This window comes from Cellulomonas sp. Leaf395 (assembly GCF_001424125.1).
In the GTDB taxonomy this organism is placed as follows: Bacteria; Actinomycetota; Actinomycetes; order Actinomycetales; family Cellulomonadaceae; genus Cellulomonas.
In genome coordinates this window covers 183,826-209,941 of the sequence record NZ_LMQI01000005.1, presented here as the reverse complement: position 1 = coordinate 209,941, position 26,116 = coordinate 183,826, and the positions used below count along the sequence as shown (strand labels likewise).

At 71.2% G+C, this 26,116-nt stretch carries 18 protein-coding genes; 13 read left to right on the top strand and 5 right to left on the bottom strand.

Annotated elements, in window-relative coordinates; genetic code table 11:
* Positions 1–41 precede the first annotated feature (41 nt).
* The 7 genes from glnA to ASG23_RS15565 all read left to right on the top strand — a co-directional run bounded on the left by glnA (position 42) and on the right by ASG23_RS15565 (position 9,935).
* Positions 42–1,466, top strand: coding sequence for a type I glutamate--ammonia ligase (gene glnA / locus ASG23_RS15595; protein ID WP_056026875.1), 1,425 nt, complete (start codon positions 42–44; stop codon positions 1,464–1,466).
* Between the two features lie 248 nt (positions 1,467–1,714).
* Positions 1,715–3,979, top strand: coding sequence for a hybrid sensor histidine kinase/response regulator (locus tag ASG23_RS15590; RefSeq protein WP_056026872.1), 2,265 nt, complete (start codon positions 1,715–1,717; stop codon positions 3,977–3,979).
* A complete protein-coding gene (locus ASG23_RS15585; RefSeq protein ID WP_056026870.1) occupies positions 3,976–4,362 on the top strand; it encodes a response regulator in 387 nt (128 codons plus the stop codon). The genes ASG23_RS15590 and ASG23_RS15585 overlap by 4 nt, the downstream gene beginning before the upstream one ends.
* Positions 4,355–5,482, top strand: a complete 1,128-nt coding sequence (locus ASG23_RS15580; RefSeq protein WP_056026867.1) for an adenylate/guanylate cyclase domain-containing protein — start codon at positions 4,355–4,357, stop codon at positions 5,480–5,482. Before ASG23_RS15585 ends, ASG23_RS15580 begins: the two co-directional genes overlap by 8 nt.
* Entirely contained in the window at positions 5,479–7,014 is a 1,536-nt protein-coding gene (locus ASG23_RS15575; protein WP_056026864.1) for a peptide ligase PGM1-related protein, read from the top strand. Before ASG23_RS15580 ends, ASG23_RS15575 begins: the two co-directional genes overlap by 4 nt.
* The gene (locus ASG23_RS15570) at positions 7,011–7,616 is read left to right on the top strand and encodes a hypothetical protein (RefSeq protein ID WP_056026861.1); all 606 of its coding nucleotides are present in this window, start codon (positions 7,011–7,013) and stop codon (positions 7,614–7,616) included. The genes ASG23_RS15575 and ASG23_RS15570 overlap by 4 nt, the downstream gene beginning before the upstream one ends.
* A 240-nt stretch (positions 7,617–7,856) precedes the next feature.
* A complete protein-coding gene (locus ASG23_RS15565) occupies positions 7,857–9,935 on the top strand; it encodes a class I tRNA ligase family protein (RefSeq protein WP_056026858.1) in 2,079 nt (692 codons plus the stop codon).
* 28 nt (positions 9,936–9,963) lie between these two features.
* On the opposite strand, the gene ASG23_RS15560 is transcribed toward ASG23_RS15565, so the two are convergent.
* Together ASG23_RS15560 and ASG23_RS15555 are read right to left on the bottom strand one after the other, a co-directional pair.
* Positions 9,964–11,529, bottom strand: a complete 1,566-nt coding sequence (locus tag ASG23_RS15560; protein ID WP_056026855.1) for a Ppx/GppA phosphatase family protein — start codon at positions 11,527–11,529, stop codon at positions 9,964–9,966.
* Complete coding sequence (locus tag ASG23_RS15555; RefSeq protein WP_056026852.1) at positions 11,526–12,302, bottom strand: hypothetical protein; 777 nt, start codon at positions 12,300–12,302, stop codon at positions 11,526–11,528. Before ASG23_RS15555 ends, ASG23_RS15560 begins: the two co-directional genes overlap by 4 nt.
* 321 nt (positions 12,303–12,623) lie before the next feature.
* Between ASG23_RS15555 and ASG23_RS15550 the strand changes: the two genes are divergently transcribed.
* The 3 genes from ASG23_RS15550 (at position 12,624) to ASG23_RS15540 (ending at position 15,708) form a co-directional block, all read left to right on the top strand.
* Entirely contained in the window at positions 12,624–14,480 is a 1,857-nt protein-coding gene (locus tag ASG23_RS15550; protein WP_056026849.1) for a carboxypeptidase-like regulatory domain-containing protein, read from the top strand.
* Between the two features lie 137 nt (positions 14,481–14,617).
* On the top strand, positions 14,618–14,827 hold the full coding sequence (locus tag ASG23_RS15545; protein WP_235521152.1) for a chemotaxis protein CheW: 210 nt from the start codon (positions 14,618–14,620) through the stop codon (positions 14,825–14,827).
* Positions 14,828–14,940: 113 nt separating this feature from the next.
* Complete coding sequence (locus ASG23_RS15540; RefSeq protein ID WP_056026844.1) at positions 14,941–15,708, top strand: hypothetical protein; 768 nt, start codon at positions 14,941–14,943, stop codon at positions 15,706–15,708.
* A 36-nt stretch (positions 15,709–15,744) separates the two neighbouring features.
* Here ASG23_RS15540 and ASG23_RS15535 read toward each other — a convergent pair whose 3' ends face one another.
* Positions 15,745–16,287, bottom strand: a complete 543-nt coding sequence (locus ASG23_RS15535) for an NUDIX domain-containing protein (RefSeq protein WP_056026840.1) — start codon at positions 16,285–16,287, stop codon at positions 15,745–15,747.
* A 105-nt stretch (positions 16,288–16,392) separates the two neighbouring features.
* Here ASG23_RS15535 and ASG23_RS15530 point away from each other — a divergent pair, with 105 nt between their 5' ends.
* Complete coding sequence (locus ASG23_RS15530; RefSeq protein ID WP_056026837.1) at positions 16,393–18,375, top strand: pectate lyase family protein; 1,983 nt, start codon at positions 16,393–16,395, stop codon at positions 18,373–18,375.
* 118 nt (positions 18,376–18,493) lie between these two features.
* Positions 18,494–20,047: a DUF4153 domain-containing protein gene (locus ASG23_RS15525; RefSeq protein WP_082516274.1), complete on the top strand. Its 1,554-nt coding sequence runs from the start codon at positions 18,494–18,496 to the stop codon at positions 20,045–20,047.
* Positions 20,048–20,054: 7 nt separating this feature from the next.
* Here the strand turns inward: ASG23_RS15525 and ASG23_RS15520 are convergent, their stop codons facing one another.
* Positions 20,055–21,725, bottom strand: a complete 1,671-nt coding sequence (locus ASG23_RS15520; protein ID WP_235521151.1) for a hypothetical protein — start codon at positions 21,723–21,725, stop codon at positions 20,055–20,057.
* A gap of 111 nt (positions 21,726–21,836) precedes the next feature.
* Here ASG23_RS15520 and ASG23_RS15515 point away from each other — a divergent pair, with 111 nt between their 5' ends.
* Entirely contained in the window at positions 21,837–23,087 is a 1,251-nt protein-coding gene (locus ASG23_RS15515) for an AI-2E family transporter (protein ID WP_235521149.1), read from the top strand.
* Here the strand turns inward: ASG23_RS15515 and ASG23_RS15510 are convergent.
* Positions 23,078–26,116: a bifunctional [glutamine synthetase] adenylyltransferase/[glutamine synthetase]-adenylyl-L-tyrosine phosphorylase gene (locus tag ASG23_RS15510; RefSeq protein WP_082516273.1), complete on the bottom strand. Its 3,039-nt coding sequence runs from the start codon at positions 26,114–26,116 to the stop codon at positions 23,078–23,080. The genes ASG23_RS15515 and ASG23_RS15510 overlap by 10 nt on opposite strands.

Sequence of the window (26,116 nt, the reverse complement as noted above, 5' to 3'; positions counted from 1 at the left end):
CTTGCCCGACCCCACGGGTACCACCGACCGAGGAGCAGCGGATGTTCAGCAAGCCAGAGGAAGTCCTGGCGTTCATCAAGAGCGAGGACGTGAAGTTCGTCGACGTCCGGTTCTGTGACCTGCCCGGCACGATGCAGCACTTCAACGTCCCGGCCTACTCGCTGGAGCTCGACTTCTTCACGGACGGCCAGATGTTCGACGGGTCCTCGATCCGCGGCTTCCAGGCGATCCACGAGTCGGACATGAAGCTGATCCCGGACATCAGCACGGCGTACCTCGACCCGTTCCGGGTCGAGAAGACGCTTAACATCAACTTCCACATCGTGGACCCGTACACCGACGAGCCCTACAGCCGCGACCCGCGTCAGGTCGCCGCGAAGGCCGAGGCGTACCTGAAGTCGACCGGCATCGCGGACACGGCGTTCTTCGCCCCCGAGGCCGAGTTCTACATCTTCGACGACGTCCGCTTCCACACGAAGCAGAACGAGTCGTTCTACTCGATCGACTCCTTCGAGGCCGCCTGGAACACGGGCCGCGAGGAGGCCGGTGGCAACCTCGGCCACAAGATCCCCTACAAGGGCGGCTACTTCCCCGTCCCCCCGGTCGACGGCTTCTCGGACATCCGCGACCAGATCAGCCTGCAGCTGGATGCCCTTGGTCTCGGTGTCGAGCGTGCCCACCACGAGGTCGGCACCGCCGGCCAGCAGGAGATCAACTACCGCTTCGACAAGCTCGCCATCTCCGGCGACAAGGTCATGCTCTTCAAGTACGTCGTGAAGAACGTGGCCCACGAGAACGGCAAGACGGCGACGTTCATGCCGAAGCCGCTCTTCGGTGACAACGGCTCGGGCATGCACGTCCACCAGTCCCTCTGGAAGGACGGCGAGCCGCTGTTCTTCGACGAGAAGGGCTACGGCGGCCTGTCCGACCTGGCGCGCTGGTACATCGGTGGCCTGCTCAAGCACGCGCCGTCGCTGCTCGCGTTCACCAACCCGACGGTGAACTCCTACCACCGCCTGGTCCCCGGCTTCGAGGCCCCCGTCAACCTGGTCTACTCGGCCCGCAACCGCTCCGCGTGCATCCGCATCCCGGTCACCGGTTCGAACCCGAAGGCCAAGCGCATCGAGTTCCGCGTGCCGGACCCGTCGTCGAACCCCTACCTGGCGTTCGCGGCCATGCTCATGGCCGGCATCGACGGCATCCAGAACCGGATCGAGCCGCCGGACCCGGTGGACAAGGACCTGTACGAGCTTCCCCCCGAGGAGCACGCCCAGATCCAGCAGGTCCCGGGCTCGCTCGGCGAGGTACTCGACCACCTCGAGGCCGACCACGACTTCCTCACGGCGGGCAACGTCTTCACGCCCGACCTGATCTCGACGTGGATCGACTACAAGCGCAACGCCGAGGTCGACCCGATCCGTCTGCGCCCGCATCCCCACGAGTTCGAGCTCTACTACGACGTGTGATCGTCCCGCCTCGCGGCTGCTCCCGTGAGGCGGTGACCTGCAGTGACGGCACCCCCGTCGCCTCGTGGCGGCGGGGGTGCCGCACGTGTGGAGGGTGGGGGGTGCACCCGTCCTCGCCTCAGGGACGAGCTCACGATGGTGCGCCCAGACGCCGGTGCGCGTGCGCACGATGTTGGACGCGACACCGTCCGGCGAGGAGACTCGAAGACGGCCCGGGACTCGACACCACCGGGGAAGGGCGGCCGACGATGGCCGAGCACGGCACGGCGACGGACGAGGCGGAGCGCGAACGTCTGCGACGCGCGCGCGACGACGCCACGGACCAGTTCACCGCAGCGAACGCCGTCCTCTCCGCCCTCGGCCGGTCGGCCATGGACCCCGACGCCGTCCTCGACACGATCGTGGACTCCGCTTGTCGCCTGTGCCGGGCCCAGGCCGCGCAGGTGTACCTCATCGACGGCGACAGCTTCACGCTCGCGTCCTCTGTCGGCGTGACCGACGAGCTCCGGAGTCACCTGCAGGCGCACCCGATCCGGGTGGACCGGGACACGATGGTGGGACGGGCGGCTACCGACCACAGCGTCCAGCAGATCGCCGACGCGCAGGAGGACCCTGCGTACCGCCGCCGTGACATCCAGGAGATCGCCGGGTTCCGCACGGTGATCGCAGCGCCGATGCTCCTGGACGACGAGGTCGTGGGCGCGTTGTCGTTGCTCCGGAGCGACGTCAACCCGTTCGACGCGAGCGGGTCCGCCCTGCTCGAGACCTTCGCCGCCCAGGCGGCGGTCGTCGTGCGCCACGTGCACCTGCTCGCGGCCCTCGACACGCGCGGCGTCGAGCTCGCGCGCCGGGTCGACCAGCTCGAGGCGCTCAGCGAGGTCGGCGGCCTGGTGAGCTCGAGCCTGGTGCTGGACGAGGTGCTGTCGACGATCATCAAGAACGCCGTCCGCTTCTCGGGCTGCGACGGTGGATCCGTCATGGAGTACATCGAGGACGACCACTCGTTCTCGGTCCGTAGCGCCTACGCCAGCAGCCCCGAGCTCCTCGCCCGGCTCCGCGGGGTGCGGATCGAGCTGGAGACGACCCTCGTCGGCCGCGCTGCACGCGAACGCCACCCGATCGCCGTCCCGGACCTGGACGACGTGGACCTCGACCCTCATCTCGCGGTGCTGCACGACGACGGCTGGCGTTCCGTGCTCGCCGTGCCGGTCCTGCGCGGTGAGCGGATCATCGGTGCCCTCGTGGTGCGACGCCGGACCCCGGGCGCCTTCGCACCCGAGACGGTCGACTTCCTGGAGACGTTCGCCGGCCAGTCCGCCCTGGCCGTGACGAACGCGCGGCTCTTCCGGGAGCTCGAGGTCAAGTCCGCCGAGCTGGAGGTGGTGAGCCAGCACAAGTCCGAGTTCCTGGCGAGCATGTCGCACGAGCTCCGGACCCCACTCAATGCCGTGATCGGCTTCTCCGAGGTGCTGCTCGAGCGACTCTTCGGCGACCTCAACGAGCGGCAGGAAGATTACCTGCGGGACATCCTCAGCTCCGGCCAGCACCTCCTCGAGCTGCTGAACGAGATTCTCGACCTGTCGAAGGTCGAGGCCGGTCGTATGGAGCTGGAGCCGTCCACGTTCTCGGTCCCAGCGGCGTTGGACTACGGCATCGCGATGGTCCGGGGGCGTGCGGCCGTCCACGGGATCACGATCACGCTCGACGTCGATCCTGCGCTCGACATGGTCGAGTCCGACGAGCTGAAGTTCAAGCAGGTGCTCGTGAACCTGCTCAGCAACGCGGTGAAGTTCACTCCCGACGGTGGTCACGTCTTCGTCGGCGCGCACCAGGTCGGGCGGGACGTCGAGGTCACGGTGCGAGACGACGGCCCCGGCATCGCGCCCGAGGATCGAGAGCGCATCTTCGAGGCGTTCCAGCAGGGGCGACGGGGAGCACCGAAGGAGGAGGGCACGGGTCTGGGTCTGACCCTGTGCCGGCGTCTCGTCGCGCTCCTCGGCGGACGGATCTGGCTGGAGACGGAGACCGGCGCCGGGAGCACCTTCGGCTTCGCCGTCCCAGCCGGCAGTGCGACGCCCACCGCCACCGCACCACCTGTCGACGCCCCGCTGGTACTGGTGGTCGACGACGATCGCGCCTCACTGGACCTCCTCGCCGCCTACCTCGACGGGCTCGGCGTGCGCGTCCTCCAGGCCCGGGACGGGCGAGCAGGGCTCGACGCGGTCCGATCCACCCGGCCCGCGGCGGTAGTCCTCGACATCCGGCTCCCGGGGATGGACGGCTGGGAGGTGCTCGAGCACCTGAAAGCTGACGCGACCACACGAGACATCCCTGTCGTCGTCGCCTCGATCCTCGACGAGCGGGCACGCGGCCTGGCGATGGGCGCCTCGGCGTACCTCGTCAAGCCGGTCGGCCGTGACGAGCTGGTGAGCGCTCTGCGACGGACCGGCGCGCTGCCCGCCACCCTGCCCACCGAGCTCAGGGCCACGTCGACGGAGGGAGCGCAGCGATGACGGGTGGCCGGATCCTCGTGGTCGAGGACAACGCGCTCAACCTCAAGCTGATCCGGGACGTGCTGCAGGTCGGCGGCTATGACGTCGTCGAGGCACGGTCAGGTGAGGAAGGAGTCCACCTCGCTCACGACTGCTCCCCCGACCTCGTCCTGATGGACCTGCAGCTCCCCGGCATCGACGGGGTCGAAGCGCTGCACCAGATCCGCCAGGATCCCGTCGTCGGCGACGTGCCGGTGGTGGCCGTCACCGCCTTCGCCATGGAGGAGGACCGGGAGCGCGCCTACGCGGACGGCTTCGACGGCTACCTGTCCAAACCGATCAGCGTGCGAGCCCTTCCGTCCCAGGTCGACGCCTTCCTCGTCCGCGGCCACCCCCATGGCTGACCAGGTGACGATCCTCGCTGTCGACGACCTGCCGCAGAACCTGCGGCTGCTCCAGGCGGTCCTCGAGCCGCGCGGCTACCGGCTGGAGCTTGCGTCGTCGGGCGAGGAGGCGCTGGCGTTCCTGGCGAAGCCCGACCAGGCGGTCGACCTGGTGCTCCTCGACATCGTGATGGCCGGCATCGACGGGTACGAGGTCTGTCGCCGGGTCAGGGCCGACCCGCGCACCGCGTACCTGCCCGTGGTGATGATCACCGCGAGCGGGGACCAGGAGAAGCTGCAGGCGATCGAGGCCGGCGCCGACGACTTCGTCGCGAAGCCCTTCCACCAGGGCGAGCTCGTCGCACGGGTGGCATCGCTGGCCCGGGTGAAGCGGTACCAGGACACGATCGCGCGGCAGGCAAGCGAGCTCGCGGAGTGGAACCGAGAGCTCGAGACGCGCGTCCGCACGCAGGTGGACGAGCTGCAGCGGCTCCAGCGGCTCCGACGTTTCCTGCCGCCCCAGCTCGCGGACCTCGTCATCGACTCCGGGGACGAGTCGCTGCTCGACAGCCACCGCCGGGAGATCGTCGTCGTGTTCTGCGACCTCCGCGGGTTCACGCCGTTCGCCGAGCAGTCCGAGCCGGAGGAGGTGATGTGGGTCCTGAGCGAGTACCACCGCGAGCTCGGCGAGCTCATCGTCGAGTACGAGGGGACCCTCGAGCGATTCACCGGTGACGGTCTCATGGTCTTCTTCAATGACCCGGTCCCCTGCGACGACCCGGCCTGGCGCGCGGTCGCGATGGCGATGGCGATGCGCGACCGCGTCGCCCGCCTGGCCCAGGGATGGACGCGCCGCGGGCACGAGCTCGGCTTCGGCGTCGGCGTCGCGCAGGGCTTCGCCACCCTCGGACGGATCGGCTTCGAGGGCCGCTCGGACTATGCCGCGATCGGAAGCGTCACCAACCTTGCGGCACGGCTCTGCGCCGCGGCCGGTCCTGGGCAGGTCCTGGCGAGCGAACGCGTCTTCGCAGCCGTCGAGGACCGCGTCGCCGGGCAGCCGGTCGGCGCCCTCGACCTGCGCGGGTTCAGCCGACCCGTGAGCACCTTCGAGATCGGGAGTGCCGAGGTGAGCCAGTCATGACGACGCTGGACGAGCTCGACGATGCGGCGCGGTGGGAGCGGTTCGTCGGGCTCCAGCAGCGGATGAGGGCCGTCTGGGACATGATGCGTCTCGATCACGACGACGAGTCGGTCGTGATCGTGCCCTCGGTGGTGGTCGACCCCCTGTCCAGCGCTGGCCTCGCGCAGGCGTTCGAGGAACGCTTCCTCTTCCTCCTTCTCCTGCTGCGGCAACCCGCGCTCCGGATGACCTACGTGACGTCGACCCCGATCAAGGACGGCATCATCGAGTACTACCTCGCGCTCCTGCCGGGGGTGATCCCGAGCCACGCACGTGCCCGGCTGACGCTCGTGTCGGTCGACGACTCGACGTCGCGACCGCTCGCCGAGAAGCTGCTCGAGCGGCCGAGGCTGCTCGCGGACATCGGGGCCGGCATCCTCAACCGCGAGCGCAGCCACCTGATCGCGTACAGCACGACGGACCGCGAGAGGGATCTCGCGCTGACCCTCGGCATCCCGATGTACGGCTCGGACCCGCGGCTGTCCGCCCTCGGCACCAAGTCGGGATGCCGTCGGCTCTTCGCAGAGGAGGGCGTCCGGCACCCGCTGGGCGCCGAAGGGCTCCGGGACCGGGAGGCGGTCGTCGACGCCATCATGTCGGTGCTCGCCGAGCACCCCGGCACGGCATCGATGATCGTCAAGCTGAACGACGGCGTGGCCGGCAACGGCAACGCCACGGTCGACCTACGGGGCGTCGGCGGAGATCGTCGGGCGCTCGTGGCCGAGCGTGTCGCGGTGCTCGAGCTGGAGTCGCCCACTCTCACGCGCGACGAGTACTGGGAGCGGTTCGCCCGCGACGGTGGCATCGTCGAAGAGCGGGTCACCGGCACCGAGCTGCGCAGCCCGAGCGTCCAGCTCCGGGTCCTGCCCGACGGCCAGGTCGAGCTCCTGTCCACCCACGACCAGCTGCTCGGCGGTCCCAGTGGCCAGCGCTACGTCGGCTGCACCTTCCCGGCGGACCCCGCGTACTCCCGACTGATCAGCGGCCCGGCGGAGGTCATCGGCCGGCGCCTCGCGGCGGAAGGCGTCCTCGGCCGGTTCGCCGTCGACTTCGTCGTCGTGCGCGACGACGCGGGCGAGTGGGAGGCGCACGCGATCGAGCTGAACCTGCGCAAGGGAGGCACCACCCACCCGTTCCTCACTCTGCAGTTCCTCACCGACGGCCGCTACGACGGACCGTCCGGGCGCTTCCTCACGTCGACAGGCGCCGAGCGGCACCTCGTCGCGACAGACCATCTGGAGAGCCCGGCGTTGCGTGCCCTGCGGGTCGGTGACCTCTTCGACGCCGTCGCCCGCCACCGGCTGCACTTCGACCAGTCCCGCGAGACGGGTGTCGTGTTCCACATGATCAGCTGTCTGACCGAGCTGGGCCGGGTCGGGCTGACCGCGGTCGGGAGCACCCCGGACGAGGCGATGGACCTCTTCCGGCGCGCTGAGCAGATCCTGCTGACCGAGGCGACAGCGGCTGGCCGTGCGTCGGAGCTTCCGGCATGACGCCGGCACCCACGGATCGGCTCTGGTACGTCGCGTACGGCTCGAACCTCAGCGCCGACCGCTTCCGCCACTACCTGCGGGGTGGGAGGCCGCCCGGCAGCCGCCGCACGTACCCCGGGTGCCGGGACCGCCGCGACCCCGAGCGCACAGCACCCCTCGTGATCGCAGGTCGCCTGTACTTCACCGGAGCGTCGACGACCTGGGGCGGTGGCACCGCCGTCCTCGACCCGTCCGCGCCCGGCGAGGTCCCTGCGATGGCCTACCTCCTGCGTCCGGGACAGCTGGCGGACGTCCTGGCCCAGGAGATGCGCCGCGAGCCCGGGACGGACCTCGACCTCCCTGCGCTGGCGCGTGACGGGCACCATCAGCTGGGACCCGGACGCTACGAGACGGTCGTGCGCCTCGGGACCCTCGACGGGATACCGCTCCTGACCCTGACCGCCCACCGGTGCGACGCGGCGCCGCTGAACGGTCCGAGCGAGGCCTACCTGTCCACGATGGCCACCGGGCTCCGGGAGGGTCATGGGTGGGATGCCGAGCGCATCCGGACGTACCTGTCGACGATCGCAGGTGCGCAGCCCTCGACGACGACGCGGGCGTAGGCGGCGCTGGGGGACGCATCACCGCGCTGCCGCCCGGGATGATTGCGCCCGGGAGCAGGAGGAGCACACTAGAGGCATGGACACCGGACGCGCACCCCGCTTCATGGGTTCGCTCTGCCCCGTCGTCGTACCGTAGCCCTCGCCTGTCCGTAGGACTCCTGGCGAGGGCTCGCCCCTGTGCTCGTCGAGCAGGTCTCGACTCGAGCGAAGACCCCAGGACCGCACGAACGGACGACGACCATGCACACCCTCACGACCTCCGGCGACCGCTACCGACGCTGGGAGGACACCGGCGCGTTCACCACCCACGACGCCGCCGACGCGCCCACCTGGGCGATGATCCTGCCCCCGCCGAACATCACCGGCGACCTCCACATGGGGCACGCCTACGAGCACTCCCTGTCCGATGCCATAGCGCGCCGTCAGCGGATGCGGGGTGCGGAGACCCTGTGGCTGCCCGGTCTCGACCACGCCGCCATCGCCACGAACGCGCTCCTCGAGCGTCGGCTGCGCGCGGAGGGGACGAGCCGGGACGAGATCGGGCGGGAGGAGTTCGCCCGTCGCGCCTGGGAGTGGAAGGCGTCGTGCGCGGCTGGCATCACGGCCCAGATGCGGCAGCTCGGAGCCAGCCCCGACTGGGACCGGTTGACGTTCACGCTCGACGAAGGCCCGAGCCGGGCGACTCGCACGGCGTTCACGCGGCTGTTCGACGAGGGGCTGATCTACCGGGCCGAGCGAGAGACCCTGTGGTGCCCTGGGTGTGCAACGACGCTGTCCGACATCGAGGCGAGCGAGACTGCGACGGGTCCGGCGTGCTCGCGCTGCAGCACCGCACTCGAGATCAGCTCCACCCCGCAGTGGTATCTGCGCACGAGCGCGCTCGCGGCGGCGGCGACGGACGCGATCACGAGCGGTGCGACCAGCATCGAGCCGGACGAGGCTCGGCGCGACTACCTGCGGTGGGCCGGGAACCTGGGTGACTGGTGCATCTCCCGGCAGCTGTGGTGGGGGCACCGGATCCCCATCTGGTACGGCCCAGACGGCGAGGCTCGCGCCTTCGCGTCGGACGAGCAGATCCCGGAGGGGTGGGCGCAGGACGAGGACACGCTGGACACGTGGTTCTCCTCGGCGTTGTGGCCGTTGTCGACGCTCGGGTGGCCGGACGACACCGCGGACCTGCGCCGCTTCTACCCGAACGACCTGCTCATCACCGGCAACGACCTGATCTTCTTCTGGGCCATGCGGATGAACCTGCTGTGCACCCACCTGACAGGCACGCCACCGTTTTCCCGGATGCTGTTCCACGGGATGATCCGCGACGCCGGCGGCAAGAAGATGTCGAAGAGCTTCGGCAACACGATCGACCCGCTCCCCCTCATCGCGGAGCACGGGGCGGACACGTTGCGTTTCGCGTTGGCACGCAAGGGCCGCCCGGGTGCGGACATCCCGTTCGGTGCCGATGACCTGAGAATCGCCCGCGGGTACCTGAACAAGCTGCGCAGCATCACCAACCTGGCGGCCCGCCTCGGGTGCACCTGGCAGACGTCCCGCCCCTCCCCCGCTCACCTGCTCGACCGCTGGCTGCTGGCCCGTCTCGCGTCTGCCCTGGCGGACGCGGACGCGGGCTACGAAGCCGGCGACCTGGCACGCACCGGGGACGCTCTGACGCTCCTGGCTGAGGACGACCTGTCCGGTCTCTACCTCGAGGCGCGCAAGGACGACCTCTACGACGGGAACTCCGACGCCATCGCGACGCTGTCGTACTCGCTGACCGCGCTGCTGCTGGCGCTGCACCCCCTGCTGCCGTTCCTCACCGAGGAGCTCGCCGAGCAGATCGGCTGGTCCGGGATCATGGACCAGGAGCAGTTCCCCGCGCCGATGCCGCCCGACGAGGAGGCAGCAGCGGCCGGTGCCCAGCTGCGCGAGCTGCGCGACGCAGCGCGGTCGCACAGGGCGCGGCAGGGGTTCGAGGCCGGCGCTTGGCTGCCGGCGCGCGGCGAGGGCATCGAGCTGTGGGCTGAGCTGTGCCGCACGGCCCGGCTGACGGACGCCGACCCGCAGGACGGCAGCCGCTTCCGCCGGCTCGGCGGGACGCTGACGTTGCCGGCGGCGCCGCAGCTCGACGACGCACAGCGGCGCACCCTCACGCGTCGCCTCGAGGAGGCGCAGGAGCAGATCCGGACGCTGTCCTCCAGGCTGGCCGATGCGCGGTTTGTGGAACGCGCCCCAGCGGCAGCGCAGCAGAAGGCTCGGGCCGACCTGCAGGCGAACCTGCGTGAGCTCGAACGCCTGACTGACCTGCTCGCGCTCACCGCGTAACCGGCACCGGCCGCACTCGCTGGGGTGCTCAGGCCTCTCGCGGTCCGCCGGATGACGCCGGCCTGCTGTGCGCCTCCGTCTCGCCGACGCCGAAGCGCTCGTCGATGAGACCGTGCCGCAGGCCGCGGTCGCTGACCGTCAGCCGATCCGCACCGAGCTTGTCCATGACGGTGCGCACGATGCAGGCGCCGGCGAGGATCACCTCGGCGCGCTTCGGCTGCAGGCCCACGATCGACCGGCGGGCGTCGGCGTCGAGCGTCCGGTACATCTCGATCTGGCGGTCGACCTCGCCGCGCTCGAGGATCGAGCCCTGCACGGCGACCGGGTCGTAGCTCTCGAGGCCGAGCATCACGGCGGTGAGATTCGTCATCGCACCGCCCATGCCCACCAGGGCATCCGGCGCCTGCCGGTCGCCGAGCCGGTGCAGGTCGGCCGCGATCGCGCCCAGCGCCTCCTGGAGCGTCTCGGACGAGACCTGGCGGTCCAGGCCGAAGCGCTCCGTGTAGCGGGCAGCTCCGACGTCGACGCTGAAGCGCTCGTCGACGTCAGCGCCTCGACCGAACGTGAACTGGGAGCTGCCGCCGCCGGTGTCGAAGACCACCACCGAGCCGTCCGACCCGCCGAGACCGGCAAGGGCGGCGACGTAGGCCAGACGGCTCTCCTCGTCGCCGGAGATGACGTCGATGGAGACTCCCGTCTCCCCCTGGATGACCTCCAGGACCTCGGTGCGGTTCTCGGCCATGCGCAACCCGGCGGTTCCGACTGCAGCGATCTCTCTGACCAGGTGTGCGCGGGCCTCCTCGACCATCCCGCGGATCGCCTGCGTCGTGCGCTCGATCGCTGCGGTCGAGATCCTGCCCGTCTGCGCGAGGCCGGCGCCGAGCTGGGTCACCTCGGCACGATCGACCAGCGCCTCCCACCGCCCGCCCATGATCGGCTGGCCGATGTGGAGCTTCACGGAGTTCGTGCCGACATCGATGGTCGCGTAGCGGGGCGGCGCCCCGTCGAACAGCGCACCCAGGCCACGCGGGTAGCTCGTGTTGACCCGGTTGCCCAGTCCCACGGCACGGACCGCCGCCACGACGGCGTCCCGATCCTCCGACTCGATCGCGATCGTCCTGGTCACCCACTCGCCGACCTCGACCTCGGAGAGCTCGCCGATGCAGCCCTCGATCGTGTGACGGACACGCCGCTTGTGGACGGGTACCGCACGAACGCCGGGGTGGGGGTCGGCCAGCTCGCGGAGGAACTCGTCGAGGCTGTAGGTCTCGCGCGCGAGGTCGGGCATGGGCTCGCGCAAAGCCTCGAAGATCGCCGCGATCGCGCTGCGGCCGAGGGGGAAGGGAGCCTTGAGGATCGGTTCCCACCGTTCCAGCCCACCGAGACCCACCTCGCGCAGGAGCTTGATGTCCATGAGGCCGCCGCGGACCTTGACGGTGTCGCCGTGCACGGACAGGAGGTAGAGCTCGTCGCTCTCCTGGACGCCCGTGGGTTCCAGGCCGGCCAGGTACTCCTCCGCGGGGCCGAACGCCACGCCGAACGTCCGCCACTCCCAGCGGGGGATGATCTCCGTCTGCACCGTGACCGTACTCATGCCGGCTTGGCTTGCAGCTCCGCCGAGAAGAACTCGAGTGCCGTCTTCGTCTTGGTCTGCTGTTGCGCGGTGAGGTCGATGCCCTTGTCCTCGAGGAGCCGCCGGAGCTCGGCAGTGACCGGCACCGCTTCCTCCGGGGGGCACTTGGTGGACAGCTCGAGGATGCGGGAGCCGTCCGGGTAGATCCACATCTCGGCGACGAGGCGGCGGTGGAACGTCTCCGGCACGACCTTGAGCTTGAGCACGAAGATCGGGCCGAGGATCGACAGGTCGTCGATCGCGAGTCCGTCGGGGGCGTGCTCGGCGAAGAATGCCCGCTGCTCCTTCGAGAACAGCTTGTGCAGTGGTCGCTCACCGGACACCGAGGTGCGGACCGCGGTGGCGGGGAGCTTGTTCTTCAGCGACGCGGAGCACACATAGCTGCCGGGCACGATGTCCACCTCGACGGCGAAGCTCGGCGACCGGCGGATGTCGCTGGGGAGCTCGGTGGGAACCACCGGCCGCAGCTTCACGACCGAGTCGTTCCCCGCTCCCTGGATCCGCCGGGCTCGCACCACGACACCGGCCCGATTGAGGGCGAGGTCCGGGGTGTCGAAGAAGTACACGTGCCGGATCTGAGCGTCGAGCGGGTCCAGGCCGAGCGTCACGGTCGTCGACCGATGGGCGAGCTCGGGCACCGTCACCTTCAGCTCGACGCTGTCGGCGCCCTTGAGCAGCTCGCGCAACCGGAGCAGCTCGTCGGACAGGAGGGGCAGGCTCCCCGTCGTGGTCACGTCACTCGCTTTCGCCCGCGCCACAGGGGACGCTCCGACGACCGCCAATCTACGCCGACCGGCGCACCCGAAGACAGGTCCCGACGCAGCTGTCACTCCTCTGGCTGTTCGAGTTCCTGTCGGGGTCTGCGCCTCGGTGGTGGACCGAGTCCCGACGACGATCCGGGACAACGCCAGCATGCCCAGACGGCGACAGCGCGCACGCTGAATCCGACAACGAGCGTCGACGGACCGCGTGACGTATCTCCTCGCTCGCCCATCCGCTCCTGAACGTCGAGCGGGCACACCGAGGTGCCCGCATGCATCAGGGGGCAGAAGACCATGGCATACGAGATCCGCGGATCCCTGTGGGGAACGCTGTGTCACAACGTCCGGGAGCCGCTCGCCGGCCTCGAGCTGCGCGCGTACCGGTCCAAAGGCGACCGGGTCACGGAGCAGGCGGTCGCGGCCGACAAGGAGACGTTCCACGAGGTCGTCGAGGGCGAGCGCACGGGAGCACCGATCGCCGTGGCCCGCGTCGACGAGTCGGGAGCGTACGTCCTGACGATCGACGACAAGGAGTACGACGGCGGGCCGCTGGACCTCGACCTGTACGTCGAGAAGCCGCCCCGACCGCGGCACGACCCGACCGCGAAGCCTCGTCAGTTCGCGGTGACCACGCTCCAGCCGCGCTGGCGACAGACCAGGAAGAACACTGTCGCGATCTGGGAGTACGCGATCCCGAACCGGTTCTGGTGCCACATCCTCGCGCTGTTCGGCATCTGGACCATCAGCGGCCGGATCACGACCTGCGACGACAAGACGCCGATCCCGGGCGCCGTGGTCTCGGCCTTCGACGCCGACTGGTTGCAGGACGACCCGCTCGGCACGGCGACGACCGATGGGACCGGCCACTACGTCCTCACCTACCTCGCATCGGACTTCCGGCGCACACCGTTCTCGCCGTTCATCAACGTCGAGCTGACCGAGGGTCCGGACGTGTACGCCCGGGTGGAGCTCGGCGGGCAGCCGATCATCACCGAGACGCAGGCGGACGGGCGCCAGCCGGGACGGCAGAACGTGGGGCACTGCTTCTGCCTGGACCTGTGCACCGAGAAGCTGCCCGGTGGCCCCGAGACCGTGCCGCACTGGCAGCAGGTCGAGGTGTTCGACATCCACCCGGGCAACGGCCAGCCGGGTTCCACGTTCGACACGCTCGGGTACGCCGATCCCGCGGGCGGTGCGTTCGTGTTCGGCGGCTCCGTGACGCTGCGCGGCAACTGCCCGCTCACCGACGTCGGCACGGGGCACCCGCTGAAGTACCGGTTCCTGGTGGGCGAGTACACCTGGACCGGCGGCATGGACGACGCGGCGAACCCGCCGACCGTCGCCCCCGCGAGCATGACGCCGGTGACGACGCAGGTCACCGGCACGCACGTCGGCTACGTCTTCTACACCGACGGCAACAGCCAGGCGCAGTCGGCTGCCGTCGTCGTGACCGCGGCCAACCTCGACGCCGACGGCTTCGTGCAGGTCGACGGCCTGCCGGTCACCGTGCAGATGTACAACCCGCCGGGCTCGACCGCGGTGGTCAACGTAAGCAGCTCGAACTTCCTGCGCACGTTCGACCTGCTGGAGCTCAACACCGCGGCGATCACCGCGCTGCACCCACCGAAGAAGCCTGGTGGTCTGGCCAAGGCACAGGCGGGCGAGACGCTGCCGACGGCCGAGCAGGAACCGGTCCGGCGCTACCGGGTGGGCTTCGAGGTGCGCGACGCCGTCACCAACACCACGACCCACACCGACCAGCTCGACTCGATCATCTTCGACAACTCGGCGGTCATCGCCACGCTCGACCTCGAGGAGCTGCGGCTCAACGGCTGCAACCCGCTGTCCGGCGCGACCACGATCCACCTGCTCCACACGGTGGACCACCCGCACCTGAGGAACTTCGCCGTCACGATCAACAACAACGGCGGCACGGTCCACGCGCCGCCGCAGACGCCCTCCGGGGCGTTCACAACCGGGACCTACTCGTTCCGCGGCGGCGCGTCCGGCCCGCACAACAGCACGAGCACGGGCGGCATCCCGATCGACGTCTCGGCCGACCCGGCGTGCGCCTACTCAGTCAACCTGGGCTGGGTGACCCGTCGGTACCTCGACACAGGTCAGACGCTGCAGCGGCTGTACTGCCACTGACGTCGACCTCGGGGGTGTCCGGGCGCACCGGCGCCCCCGAGCGGGACCTTTGGCCCGGGCGACGCACGGCCGGCACGGTGGACGATGGTGGTGCCGGCAACCCCGGCGCTGTCCGTATGCACCCACAAGGAGCTCTCATGGCCGCCATCCACCCGTCCCCCGCCTCGCGTGACCGCATCCGGCACCTTGCCGGCACGATCAAGTGGGCGCCCGCGCCGGTCTGGGGCGAGTCGGCCGGTGAGCACAAGCGGTTCGTGGCCTACCTGGCGGGGAGCATGCTCGCGTGGGCCGTGGCCGGACTGGTGTTGGCTGCGCTGATCGGGACGGCGCTCGGCCTCGTCGTCTGACGCGAGGTCAGGCGACCCGGCGCCGCGCTCCGTCGCCCTGGTGGCAGCGGAGGTGCCGCACGTCACAGCGACACGCGGCTCGCGCAGCGCGGACGGACCGACAGGGTTGCGCCATGGCATCCTCGCGCACCCCTCGTTCGGCAGCGGCGCTCGCTTCGCTCGTCCCCGTCCTGCTCCTCGTCGCCGCCTGCGGCTCGGGCGGTGACTCCGACCAGCCGACCACCGCGTCGACGAGCACGCCTCCGGCCACGACGTCCGCGGCCGCCGTGCCGACCCCGTCGGTCACGGTCACCTCGGAGCGCCCCACCGCCGCTCCCGCTCAGCTCGTCACGGCCGGCGGGGTCGCGGACGGCACGCCGGCGCAGGCAGCGGGTGTCGGCAGCGCGGAGGTGACCTACACCCGTGGCGGTGAGTTCGCCGTCGTCATCGTCCTCGACTGCACCGCGTGCGCAGCGGGCACGTCACCCACGGTGCTGACAGGCCCGGGCAGGAGGAGCCCGTACGACGAGGCTCCTGGCGCGCTCGCTGGGTCGTACCTCATGGACGTGTTCGAAGGCAGCGCGCCCGAGCAGTCGGTGTGGTTGCAGGCTGAGGGTCCCTGGTCGATCCGGTTCGAGAGCTGGAACGACGTCCCGGGCACGACCGGGCCACAGAGCGGCACCGGCTCCACCGTGCTGCACCTGGTGGACCAGGGCTCCCACGCCGAGGTGACCTGGACCCCGGCGGGGCCCGACGACGCCTTCGCCGGCCGCTTCTTCGGCAACGGCGACCAGCAGCTGTTCGGCAACGACGAAGCGTTCACCGAGGTGGTGGACCTGCCGATGCCAGGCATCTTCGCCATCCGCACGGACGGCACCTGGACCGTGACCCCGCAGCCATGACGCCGCCTGGTCCCGGACCGGCGTCTTTGACGACGGTCACGTGATCCGGCGCAGGGCGATCGCCGCGTACATGAGCGCGGCCACCGTCTCGCCGTCGGTGATCGTGCCGTCCGCGACCATGCCCACGACGCCAGCCCAGGGGACGGTCCGGACCGCGGTGATGCCTTCAACGGCGTGCTCGGTGGGTTCGTCCGACGGACGCAGGCCGCGAGCGAGGAAGACGTGCTCCGGTGCGTTGCTGATCCCGTTCAGCGCGAACATCGATCCCACGCGCTCCCAGGAGTCCGCGACGAGACCGGTCTCCTCCCGCAGCTCCCGTCGCGCGGCGAGAAGCAGGTCCTCGCCGTCGGAGCCACCTGCGGGGACCTCCAGCGACAGGCCGGTGGTGTAGCGGTCCACCTCGACGAGCACCACCTCGTCGTCAGCGGTCACGGGCACGATGAAGACGGCCGGGTTGCGGACCTCCACCACGCCGTAGATCCCCGCGCTGCCGTCCGGGCGATCGACGGCGTCCTCCCGCACCCGGATCCACGGGTTCTCGTACACGGTGGTGGTGCTGCGCGTGCGCCAGAGGGTCATGCGAGAACCCTGTCAGAATCCCCTAGGAGGATTGCGCTTACCGGCATCGTATGACACCGTACGGAAACCGGTTTCTCACCCACATGTCGGAGACAAGGACGTCTCATGAGAGCTCGTCTTACCCTCGTCGTCACCCTCGCCGCAGGAGCCCTCCTGCTCCCCTCGACGACCGCGAGTGCCACTTCCCCGCCCCCCGCCATCGACCTCGGCCACGAGGTCCTCCCGCCCGGCGACGGTTGGGCCTCCTACGAGGGTCCGACCGTCCCCGATGGCAAGCCCACGGTCGCCACCGGGACCACCGGCGGAGCGGCCGCGGACCCCGCCCAGGTGTACGTCGTCGACACCTGGCAGGAGCTGCGTGACGCCCTCGCCGGCAAGGCCGGCGGCAGCCAGACCGACGCGCGCAGCAACACGGTCCCCCGCATCATCTACGTCACGGGGACCATCACCGCCTTCGACCCCGCCACGTGCGACGACTTCGCCAGCCAGGTCACTGTGTCCGACACCGGGCAGCCGTTCCGGATGGCCGACTACATCGCCTACTACGACCCCGCCGGTCCCTGGGGCAAGGTCAAGCCGAGCGGGCCGCTCGAGAACGCCCGCATCGCCGCCGCCGCGATCCAGGCGACAAAGACGCTCCAGCACGTGGGCTCGAACGTCACCCTGGTCGGCGTCGGCGACGACGCGCAGATCGTCGGCGCCAGCATGCGGATCCGCGACGCGCACAACGTGATCGTCCGGAACCTGACGATCGCGGACGCGTACGACTGCTTCCCCGTCTGGGACCCCACCGACACCGCTGTCGGCAACTGGAACTCCGCCTACGACAACGTCTCGGTGTGGACGTCGACGAGCGTCTGGGTGGACCACAACACGTTCAACGACGGCGCCCACCCGCACTCCGCGCTGCCGGTCGTCTTCGGCCGGCCGTTCGAGACCCACGACGGGCTGCTCGACATCACGCACGGCTCCGACCTGGTGACCGTCAGCTACAACAAGCTCGAGCAGCACGACAAGACCGAGCTCATCGGCTCGTCGGACTCGCGGCCCCAGGACCGCGGTCAGCACCGCGTGACGTTGCACCACAACCACTGGATCGACATCGGCCAGCGGGCACCGCGCGTGCGGTTCGGCGACGTGCACCTCTACGACAACCTCTACACGCAGACCGCCGAGGGACTGTTCCAGTACTACTGGGGCGCCGGCATCGAGTCGAGCATCTACGCGGAGAGCAACGCGTTCGAGCTGGCGCCCGGCGTCGACCCTGGACGGATCATCACGCGCTGGGCGGGCACGCAGCTGTTCGAGACCGGCTCGACCGTGAACGGCCAGCCGACCGACATCCTCGCCGCGTTCAATGCGACCGCTCCGGTCCCGCTGGCACCGACGGCGCGCTGGAACCCGGCCGACGTGTACGACTACACACTCGACCCGGTCGCGGACGTCCCGGAGATCGTCCGCGCCCAGGCGGGCGCCGGTGTGGTCGCCTCCGGCACCCCCGTGGCGACGGCAGCGCCTGGCGTCGCCGTGCTCTCCGACGACAACGGCCAGGGCACGGGCCTGTTCGACGGCTCCTACACGGTCACGGCGAACCTCTACTGGGGACAGAACGCCACGGTGGCCAAGCTCTACGAGAACGGCGTGCTCGTCGATGCCGAGTGGCTCACCGGCACGACGCCCGCCCGTCAGACGGTGAAGTTCCCGATCACCGGCAGGGTCGACGGGACCTACACCTACGTGGTGGAGCTGCTCAACCCGTACGGCACCAGCACCTCCCGCCCGCACACCGTCGTCGTGAAGGACGCGGCGCCCGCGCTCGCCGTCCTCTCCGACGACAACCGCGACGGTGACGGCTCGTTCACCGTGACCACCAACCTGTGGTGGGGCACCAACGCGACGCACTACGCCCTGTACCGCGACGGGGTGATGGTCGACGAGCAGGAGCTCACGGCCGCGACCCCACGGCGGCAGACCGTCACGACCGTCGTGACCGGCCTCGAGCCGGGCACCTACCGGTTCGTCGCGGTTCTCAGCAACGACGCCGGGAGCACGTCGACGGCCGAGCGGGTGGTGACCGTGCGGAGCTGACCTGTGCGCGGGCTGGGGGCCAGTTGTGCAGGGCCCCGGCGCCTGTGCACACAACGTGCACCGGACCATCGCGCAAGTCTCTGACCTGCAGGGACAGCGGGTGCCTACCGTGTCGTCCATGAGCGACACCGGAGCAACGACGCCCCCGACTCCCCCTGCTCTCCCTGCTCTCCCCGGCCCGCCACCCAGTTGGGTGGCGGGCCGAGGCGTGCCCGTCCCGCGCGAGGCCGGAAAGCTCGCGCAGGTCCTCATGAGCTTCTGGGAGGAGCGGCGACGACCGGTCGCGGCGAGCACGCTCGGCCTGTGCGGCGTGGTGGGGGTGCTCGGTGGCGTCCTGCTCGTCGGGCACGCACCCGGCCTCGGTGCGGCGCTGATCGGGCTGGTCGTCTGGGCTGCGGCCGCCCCCACCCTCGTCCGTCGGCGCGACGTGAACGACCTGATCACGGCCGCGCTGTCGATCACTCTCTTCGCCGTCGTCGCCCTGCGTGACGCGGGCTGGGTCGTAGCGCTGTGCGCGCTCGTCGCCGCCTGGACCGGCGTGGTGGCCGTGACGTCGTCCCGGTCCGCGCCCGCCGCCGTGCTGGCGCCGCTGACCTGGGCGGCGGGCGCCGTCCGGGCGCTGCCGTGGGTGGCGAAGGGCGTCGAGACCCTCGCCGGTGCGCGTCGTGGGCAGCTGGTCGTCGCGCTGCGCAGCGTCGGGATCACCGTCGGCCTGCTGGTGGTGTTCGGTCTGCTGTTCGCCAGCGCCGACCGCGTCTTCGCCAGGATGATGCCGCGCGTGGAGGCGGTCCTGCTCCCGGGCCAGCTCGTCGTCGGCGTGCTCGTCGCCGTCGTCGCTGCGACCCTCGCCCACCTCGCTCTCGCACCGCCCAGCTGGACCGACGCCCGGCTCGCACCGCGCCCGGCGGCGAAGCGCGGTGAGTGGCTCCTTCCGGTCCTCGCGCTCGACGCGATGGTCCTGCTGTTCGTGACGGTCCAGGTCGGCGCGCTGCTCGGCGGACACCGCCACGTGCTGGAGACCGAGGGCCTCACCTACGCCGAGTACGCGCGGCAGGGGTTCGCCCAGCTGGTGGTGGTCACCGCCCTCACCCTCGTCGTCGTGGCGGTCGCCGCGCGACGCGCACCCCGCGAGACCCCGCAGGACCGGCTGCTGTCCCGGCTGGCACTCGGTGCGCTCTGCGTGGGCACGCTCGGCGTGGTGGCGTCCGCCCTGCGACGGATGGACCTGTACGTCGACGCGTTCGGCCTCACCCGGCTGCGCATCGTCGTGACCGTCACGGAGGTCGCCCTCGCCGCGGTCTTCGTGCTGCTGCTCGTCGCGGGGATCCGGTGGCGCGGCGGATGGCTGCCGCGTGCCGTGCTCCAGGTGGTGGGCGTGGCGATGCTCGGCCTGGCGCTCCTCAACCCGGACGCGCAGATCGTCCGCCACAACACGACGGCCGACCTGGTGACCACCCTCGACGCCGACTACCTCGCGGGGCTGTCCGCCGACGCGATCCCCGCCTTCGACCAGATCGAGGGCGATCCTGCCCTGCGCCGGTGCCTGCTTGCGTCCGCCAGCGTCTCGTCGGCCACGGGCATCGGTGGCTGGAACGTCGGCCGGGAGCGCGCCGCACAGGTCCTGGCGGCCGAGCAGCCCGCCACCGACGCGTGGTGCGCGGCCGACCGATGACCTGCCGTCACACCAGGACGGCGTCCTCGGCCTCCTCGACGGGCGCGAGCGATCGCGGTCGTGCCGCCAGGGTCACGAGGCCCAGCACGACGAGCGCGACGACGAACACCGCGACCACGTAGGCGGGGGTGAGCTCGTCGGCCAGGACGAGCGCGAGCGCGACCAGGGAGAAGACCACGACGCGGATCAGGATGCGCTGCTGGTCCAGCCACACGCCGACCGGACCGGTGCTGATGCCCCGCCGATCACCCGCCGTGCGCAGCGACGCGGCGGCGCGGGACGACGATGCCCGCAGCTGCCGGGCCGCCGTCGTGCCGCCCGCGACGAACGCGATGATCGCCAGGAGCAGACCGAGCACCAGGCCCACCCGCAGCTCGATGCGCAGCAGGGAGACGAACTGGTCGTAGATCGAGACCGCGGTGTCCACACGCTGCACGGTGGGCGGCAGAGAGCTCGCGTACAACGACCTGCCGATCAGCAGCGCGAGGCCGAGCAGCAGCATCGCTCCGGCCAGCGACAGACCCGCCACGACCAGCGCCCGCGACCGGTGGCGTGCGGCGAGCACCCCCGCGGCGAGCAGTGCCAGGGACAGGTACGGCAGCAGTCCACCGACGACGTCGATCAGTCGGTACGCGCTCTGCAACCGCACGAGGTCGGCGCTCGACGCGATCGGGTAGGTGACGGTGATCGTCGGGATCCGGCTGACCAGCGAGAAGCCAGCCTCTTCCAACGAGGTCTTGACCTGCTCGATGATCGGCGTCACGTCGAGCGTCAGGGTGCCGCTGTCGGTGATCTGCGCGAGCGCGTCGGGATCGCCTCGCAGGGTGGCGACGATCTGCTCGTGGGCTGCCCTGTTGGCCTCTTCCCAGACGTTCTCGAACGCGTCCGAGCTGACGATCTTGGTCACGTTCTTGCTGATGAACCCTGTGATCGCCTCCTGCAGCGGCGCCTGCAACGAGGTCACCGCCTGCCCGACCAGGGGCGGCAGGTCCAGCCCGGCCACCGCGTCGGTCGCCTGCGTGGTCAGCTCCTCGACGTTGAGAGCGTCCACGACCGCGAGGGTGACCCGGTTCGCCACCGCCGACTGCACCAGCGGGTCGGCGGCGATCGGCGCCACCGTCTCGACGTAGCGCTCGGTGTCGACGACGAGACCGCGCGCCCAGCTGCCGACGACCGCGAGCGGGGCGAGCAGTGCGCCGATCAGGATCAGGACGACCGCGGCCGTCGAGCGGCCCACCTTGCGCCGGGGCCGCGGTCCCGCAGGGGCAGACGGCGGGACGGTCGCCGTCGCCCGCAGGCGCGCGTTCTCCGTCTCCAGCAGCTGGAGGCGCGCGAGCAGCACGGCGCGGTCCTCCGTCGGCGAGGACGCGGGAACCTCGACGTCGATGCTCGTCGGGATCTCCGCGGTGTCGTGCGGGGAGCCGGTCGGGATCTCCGCCGTGTCCTGCTGGTCCTGCGGCGACGCCACCGCGTCCGACGGCCCCGTGTCGTCCGGGACCTCCTCGTCCGGTGTCACGAAGGGCGACGCCGTGTCCGGCATCCCGGCGGTGTCGTCGGTGGCGGGCGCGCCCACCACTGGGTCCGGCGCTCCGGCCGGCGGCTGCGCGCCGGCTCCTCGCGGCTTACGGGGCGACGGCTTGTTCTCGACCACGAAGTGCCCTCCCGACAGGTGAAACATGGTGCGACCTGCCGAGCATGTCAGTTGCGCTGCTCAGCGCGCGAGAGGCAGGCCCGCGCCGATCGACGGCTCGGGCGCGGGACCGGCGCCGCGGGCACACGGACGGGTACCGTGCCACCCGAGACGATCGCCGCCCGCGAGCCCGCTCGCCTGCCCGCACGGGGGACATACATGCCGAACAGCCCTGCGACCCGCGCGGTCCGCGTCGGCACACGCGACCCCCGCAAACCGCCGCTGTGGCTCCCTCGTGCGCTGCTGATGACCGGGTTCGCGGTGTTCCTCGGGCTGGCGACGTGGCGGGCGCTGTCCCTGCTCGGGAACGTCATCTTCATCGTGGTGATCTCGTGGTTCCTCGCGCTGGCGATGGAGCCGCTGATCCGCTGGCTGGTCGCCCGCGGTCTGCGACGCACCCGTGCCACGGGCCTGGTGATGGTCGCCTCGCTGGTGGGGATCCTCGCGGTGATCGCGCTGTTCGGCGGACTGTTCGTCACGCAGGTCATCGAGCTCGTCCAGTCGCTGCCGGAGTACTACGAGCAGTTCGTCGACTGGGTCACGCAGCGGTTCCCGGTCGAGATGCCGGCGGCCGACGACCTGCTCGCGGGGCTGAGCGAGAACTGGCAGCAGCTGGCCCCGGGCCTCATCGGCCTCGGATCGTCGATCCTCGGGGGGCTGTTCACCGCCAGCGCCGTGCTGCTCGTCGTGTACTACATGGCGAGCGCAGGCCCGAGGCTCCGGGCGGCGATCTGCCGGTTGCTCGCACCCGCCCGGCAGCGCGAGGTGCTGCGCCTGTGGGAGGTCTCGCAGGAGAAGGTCGCCGACTTCATCAACTCGCGCATCGTCCTCGCGGCCTTGTCGACGGCCTTCACGTTCATCTTCCTGACGATCCTCGGTATCCCGTACGCGCTGCCGCTCGCCGCGTTCACCGGTGTGGTCTCGCAGTTCGTCCCGACCATCGGCACGTACATCGGCGGCGCGCTGCCCATCGCGGTGGCGCTCGCCGTCGACCCCGTCAAAGGCCTGCTCACCCTGGCGTTCATCGTCGGGTACCAGCAGGTCGAGAACCTGATCTTCTCCCCCAAGGTCTCGTCGCGGTCGCTCGAGATCAACCCCGCGATCGCGTTCCTGGCGGTGATCGCGTTCGGCGCGGTGTTCGGCCCGATCGGTGCTTTCCTCGCGCTGCCGGTCGCCGCGACGATCCAGGCGGTCTCCTCCACGTACGTCCGCCGGCACGACCTGGTCGACGACGAGCTGCTCAAGGAGGACGAGCAGGCGCGCCAGGAGCACGGCTGGGTCGACGTGCCCGAGGACGAGCAGGACCGCACGTCGGACGACACGTCGGACCGCCCGGCCGATCAGCCGTAGAAGACGCGTTCGACCACGGCGCGCGCCCGGCGGGCGGTCCGCAGGTAGTCCTGCTCCAGCTCGCCGCCGGACCCCGCGGGGTACCCGACCACCCGGGCCAGCCCGGCGAGCGCCTGCCTGTCGTGCGGCAGGACGTCCGCGTGCGCTCCCCCGCGACCGCTCCACAGCACGTTGGCGTCCCGTAGCCGGCTGGCCAGGAGCCAGGCCTCGTTCAGCACCCGCGCGTCGTCCGCGTCGAGGAGCCCGGCAGCGGCGGCGGCCTCGAGTGCTTCGAGCGTCGCGGTGGTCCGCAGCGCGGGCACGTCGTGGGCGTGCTGGAGCTGGAGGAGCTGGGCCGTCCACTCGACGTCCGCGATCCCCCCGCGCCCGAGCTTGAGGTGCCGGGCCGGCTCCACACCCCGCGGTAGTCGCTCGGACTCGACCCGCGCCTTGATCCGCCGCACCTCGCGCTCCACCGCCGGATCGACCCCACCGACCGGGTATCGCAACGGGTCGATCAGCCGCAGGAACCGTTCGCCGAGCTCGTCGTCACCGGCCACCGGGCGCGCCCGCAGCAGCGCCTGGCTCTCCCATGGCGAGGACCAGCGCTCGTAGTACTCGACGTAGGAGTCGAACGACCGGACGAGCGGTCCGTTGCGGCCTTCCGGACGCAGGTCGGCGTCGACCTCGAGGGTCGGCTCCGGCCCGACGGACCCGAGCAGCGTGCGCAGCTTCGTCGTCACCAGGAGTGCGAACTCCTGCGCCGACCGCGGGTCCGCCCCCTCGACGGGGTCGTGCACGAACAGCACGTCGGCGTCGGAGGAGTAGCCCATCTCGGCGCCGCCCCACCGACCCATCGCGACGACGAGCAGCCGGGTCGGGCTCACCTCGAGGCCCTTGTCCGCGCGCGCCTCCCACTCCGCCACGCGCAGGGCGCCGACCAGGACGACGTCCGCCGCGACGCTCAGGCTCCGCGACGCCCGCTCCCCGGTCACGACACCGAGCACGTCCGCCGCGGCGGTGCGCGCCAGCTCCCTGCGCCGCAGCCCGCGCAGGGCGGTGACTGCCGGCACGGGCTCGTCGGAGCGGGTGAGGATCGCGTCGGCCTCGGCGGTCAGCCGCTCGAACGTGCGCGGCACCAGGTCCGCGTCGTCGGCCAGCCAGGTGACGGACTCCGGCGACCTGGTCAGCGCATCGGCGACGTAGCGGGACGTCGACAGCACCTGCGCGAGCCGACGTGCCGCCGTACCCGAGTCCCGGAGCAGCTTGAGGTACCAGTGCGTGGTGCCCAGCTCGTCGGACAGGCGGCGGAACGCCAGCAGGCCTCCGTCCGGATCCGCTCCGTCCGCGAACCACCCCAGCATCACCGGGAGCAGCTGGCGCTGGATCGACGCCCGGCGCGACACCCCCTCGGTCAGCGCCGCGATGTGGCGCATGGCGCCCGCCGGGTCGGTGTAACCGATGGCCGCGAGCCGGGCCTTGGCGGCCGCCGGGGCGAGGCTGGCCTCCGCCGTCGACAGCTGGGCGGTCGCGGGCAGGAGCGGCCGGTAGAACAGCTCCTCGTGCAGGCCCCGGACCTCGCGACGCGTGGCACGCCAGCGCTCGGTCAGTCCGTCGGCACCCTCGGCCCGCATGCCGATCGAGCGTGCGAGCCGACGCAGGTCCGGCTCGGACGTCGGCATGAGGTGCGTGCGGCGCAGCCGGTACAGCTGGATCCGGTGCTCGAGCACGCGCAGCAGGCGGTAGCAGACAGCCAGCTGGGCCGCGTGGTTGCGGCCGACGTACCCGCCGGCGGCCAGCGCGGCGAGCGCTGTCAGCGTGCTCGGGCTGCGGATCGACTCGTCGGCGCGCCCGTGCACCAGCTGCAGCAGCTGCACGGTGAACTCGACGTCCCGCAGGCCGCCGACGCCGAGCTTGAGCTGCCGGTCGGCCTCCGCGGCGGGCACGTGCCCCTCCACCCGTCGGCGCATGGCCTGCGAGTCCTCCACGAAGTGCTCGCGGGTCACCGCGCTCCACACGAACGGCTGCGTCATCTCGACGTACTCACGCCCGAGCGCGGCATCGCCCGCCAGCGGCCGCGCCTTGAGCAGCGCCTGGAACTCCCACGTCTTGGCCCAGCGCTCGTAGTACGCCCTGTGGCTCGCGATCGTGCGGACGAGAGGCCCGTCCTTGCCCTCGGGTCGCAGCGCGGCGTCGACCGGCCACAGCGCCGGCTCGCCCGACGGCGTCGAGCAGGCGCGCGCCAGACCCGCCGCGAGCCGCGACCCCGCGGCGAGGGCCTCGGCCTCGTCGACCCCGTCAGCCGGCTCCGCGACGTAGATGACGTCGACGTCGCTCACGTAGTTCAGCTCGCGGCCGCCGCCCTTGCCCATACCGATGACCGCGAGCCGGACACCGCGGCCGTGGTCGTCGAGATCGGCCCGAGCCAGAGCCAGGGCCGCCTCCAGCGCGGCACCCGCCAGGTCTGCCAGCGCCGACGCGACCCCGGGGAGACGGCTCAGCGGGTCGGTGCTGGTGAGGTCGGTCGCCGCGATGCGCAGCAGCCGTGTCCGGTACGCCAGCCGCATCGCGTCCGTCCCCGCGGCACCGGCGAGCGTCGCCACCGGGACGTCCGCGTCGGCGTCGGCACCGACCGCGAGCAACAGCTCGGCCCGGACCTCCGCCACGGGGACGCCCGTCCCGGGCGCCTCCTCGAGGAGCACCCGCAACGACTCCGGGTGCGCGACGAGCGTGTCCCCCAGTGCCACGGACGCGCCGATCACGGCGAGCAGCCGCGCGCGCGGCGAGCCGTCCTCCTCGAGGATTCCCCGCAGCACTCCCGTCAGCTCAGGGTCCCCGACCACCGACCCGGCGAGCTTGGCCAACGTCAGCAGCGCCTGGTCCGGGTCCGCCACGTCCGCCAGCGGCGGGATGAGCAGGTCCGACGGCGACTCGACGACCTGCAGGAGGGCGGCGTCTGCCAGCAGCCGCTCCGCGCGGCCGGCGTCGGTCACCCCGACCCGGGTGAGGCGGCCGGCCAGCGACGAACCGCGGCCGGCCGTCGAGCTCAC

Bases quoted from the DNA above. Each gene is read 5' to 3' on its own strand.
- ASG23_RS15585 (WP_056026870.1), top strand. From the start codon at position 3,976: ATGACGGGTGGCCGGATCCTCGTGGTCGAGGACAACGCGCTCAACCTC.
- ASG23_RS15580 (WP_056026867.1), top strand. From the start codon at position 4,355: ATGGCTGACCAGGTGACGATCCTCGCTGTCGACGACCTGCCGCAGAAC.
- ASG23_RS15535 (WP_056026840.1), bottom strand. From the start codon at position 16,287: ATGACCCTCTGGCGCACGCGCAGCACCACCACCGTGTACGAGAACCCG.
- glnA (WP_056026875.1), top strand. From the start codon at position 42: ATGTTCAGCAAGCCAGAGGAAGTCCTGGCGTTCATCAAGAGCGAGGAC.
- ASG23_RS15590 (WP_056026872.1), top strand. From the start codon at position 1,715: ATGGCCGAGCACGGCACGGCGACGGACGAGGCGGAGCGCGAACGTCTG.
- ASG23_RS15520 (WP_235521151.1), bottom strand. From the start codon at position 21,725: ATGTTTCACCTGTCGGGAGGGCACTTCGTGGTCGAGAACAAGCCGTCG.
- ASG23_RS15560 (WP_056026855.1), bottom strand. From the start codon at position 11,529: ATGAGTACGGTCACGGTGCAGACGGAGATCATCCCCCGCTGGGAGTGG.
- ASG23_RS15540 (WP_056026844.1), top strand. From the start codon at position 14,941: ATGGCATCCTCGCGCACCCCTCGTTCGGCAGCGGCGCTCGCTTCGCTC.
- ASG23_RS15575 (WP_056026864.1), top strand. From the start codon at position 5,479: ATGACGACGCTGGACGAGCTCGACGATGCGGCGCGGTGGGAGCGGTTC.
- ASG23_RS15570 (WP_056026861.1), top strand. From the start codon at position 7,011: ATGACGCCGGCACCCACGGATCGGCTCTGGTACGTCGCGTACGGCTCG.
- ASG23_RS15530 (WP_056026837.1), top strand. From the start codon at position 16,393: ATGAGAGCTCGTCTTACCCTCGTCGTCACCCTCGCCGCAGGAGCCCTC.
- ASG23_RS15550 (WP_056026849.1), top strand. From the start codon at position 12,624: ATGGCATACGAGATCCGCGGATCCCTGTGGGGAACGCTGTGTCACAAC.
- ASG23_RS15525 (WP_082516274.1), top strand. From the start codon at position 18,494: ATGAGCGACACCGGAGCAACGACGCCCCCGACTCCCCCTGCTCTCCCT.
- ASG23_RS15545 (WP_235521152.1), top strand. From the start codon at position 14,618: ATGGCCGCCATCCACCCGTCCCCCGCCTCGCGTGACCGCATCCGGCAC.
- ASG23_RS15565 (WP_056026858.1), top strand. From the start codon at position 7,857: ATGCACACCCTCACGACCTCCGGCGACCGCTACCGACGCTGGGAGGAC.